This window comes from Bacillus hominis, from assembly GCF_018332515.1.
In the GTDB taxonomy this organism is placed as follows: Bacteria; Bacillota; Bacilli; order Bacillales; family Bacillaceae_G; genus Bacillus_A; species Bacillus_A hominis.
Genome location: NZ_BOQD01000204.1, coordinates 1 through 1,739, shown reverse-complemented (window position 1 = coordinate 1,739; position 1,739 = coordinate 1). Strand labels below are relative to the sequence as shown.

General features: G+C 30.2%; 2 protein-coding genes and 1 pseudogene. 2 read left to right on the top strand and 1 reads right to left on the bottom strand.

Features of this window, described 5'->3' with window-relative positions:
• Positions 1–199: 199 nt before the first annotated feature.
• Positions 200–655, top strand: coding sequence for a MarR family winged helix-turn-helix transcriptional regulator (locus KI356_RS19160; RefSeq protein ID WP_212936149.1), 456 nt, complete (start codon positions 200–202; stop codon positions 653–655).
• A 172-nt stretch (positions 656–827) separates the two neighbouring features.
• Entirely contained in the window at positions 828–1,019 is a 192-nt protein-coding gene (locus tag KI356_RS28260) for a hypothetical protein (RefSeq protein ID WP_000369808.1), read from the top strand.
• A 631-nt stretch (positions 1,020–1,650) separates the two neighbouring features.
• On the opposite strand, the pseudogene KI356_RS19155 reads toward KI356_RS28260, so the two are convergent.
• Positions 1,651–1,739, bottom strand: a pseudogene (locus KI356_RS19155) (DUF3959 family protein); the annotation flags it as partial.

Sequence of the window (1,739 nt, the reverse complement as noted above, 5' to 3'; positions counted from 1 at the left end):
TTATTTTTGAAAGTGCTCTGCTTTATCAAAAGGTGATGCGACGTTCATCACCTTTTTTTATTTCTACAAAATGAATTTTTTATTAGGTTTTTTATCAATATCGTTTATTGACTTTCCCTACAATTTGATTCAAAATAAAATAGTTCAGCAATGAACAATACCGAGTTGAATTATTTTAAAATGAAAGGAAGTTATTACTTTGAGTCTACATAAACAAGGTATCAAACAAGCCAGTGAAATTGTCCATTCATTTGTAAAAATAAACAAAGAAATTATAAAGTTTACTCATCAAAACGCTTCTACGTTAGGATTAACAGTTCAACAAATGGGCATCTTAAATTCAATTTATGCAACTCCTAATACTACTCTTAAAGATATCTCAGAACGCCTTTCAGTTCCTAAAAGCACAATGAGTGTAAATGTAGATGAGTTAGTTAATTTAGGATTAATTGAGCGAAAACAATCACATGAAGATCGTAGAGAAATACAATTAAAAGTAACAATACAAGGGCAAGAAATATCTAAGAAATCCATTGAAAACTCTACTTCTTATAAAGCAATGGAACTGGCACTAGAACAACTGTCTGAAGAAGATATCCAAACCTTATTACGTATCCATAATGACTTACTAAATTCTCTACAACATTTTAAATAATTCGTCTCAATCATTTTTCAAAACCAATCTGATTTTTTGTTTTTTATTTATGAAACAGCTAGCTTTTGCTAGCTGTTCTTTTTATGGTTCTTTATCATTCTCTTGAGATTAAATGACTAGAACAAGCATACCTTGTCATATGTTTTAAAAAAAGATAAGGGACGTGACAACATTGGATAACAATAACAATCAATTTGTTTTTCATACAATAAAAAGTTCGGCAATTAAAAAATTTGTAATTATCGACTTAATTACTGGAACAGGAATTTATTGGACCGTAAATTTCATCTCTTCAAGTGCATTACTTGCAATTATTAGTTGTGTTTTGGGAACAAAAAAAATAAAGAAAATGCAACAGTCTTAAAACTCCAAACAAAAATCTATCTGACCAAAATGAAATTTCTATAACAAACCGTTATGTTTCTGCTTGCAATCTTTACAGTAGTTTTTGAATTGGTGTCTTTCCTTTTTAAATATGCCCTTATATTTCTTTAGAAACTCATCATCCGACATAACTTTCACGTCAACGGTTTCAGGCATTTTCTTCATTCTATTTAATTTCTCTCATACCGTTTCCCTTCACTTGTCCACTTCTTCTTTATCTTCCCAAATCGGTATTTTTTTCTTGTCCACCTCTTTTTTTCGGTTGTATATCAAGGTATCTATCCAACTGGTGTAACTCTTCACCAGTTGGACACGCTTTATTCATTAGCTGAATGACTGTAATAACAACGTCTATCTTTTCGCTCGATGATATCGTCAATTTCGTATGTAACTTGAGTTCGTTATTCTTTTATTAGTCTCATATCATTCATCTACAAGGTAACAATAAGAATTTTGGCACCTCCATTATTTTGTTCAAGTCTTACTTATTAAATATGCTACAAATTTCTTTAGAAATCTATTTTCCATTCAAAGTATTTAAGAGCTACATATAAAACCCCTTAATGATTAATCAATTCTACGATAAATCATTAAGGGGTTAACTAATTTTATTATGCATTATGCCTATTTCTTCGACGTTCCATCCTTGTTTGCCCTTGGATAGCTTCTACTTTATATTGCGGTTCTTGCTCTATCATTT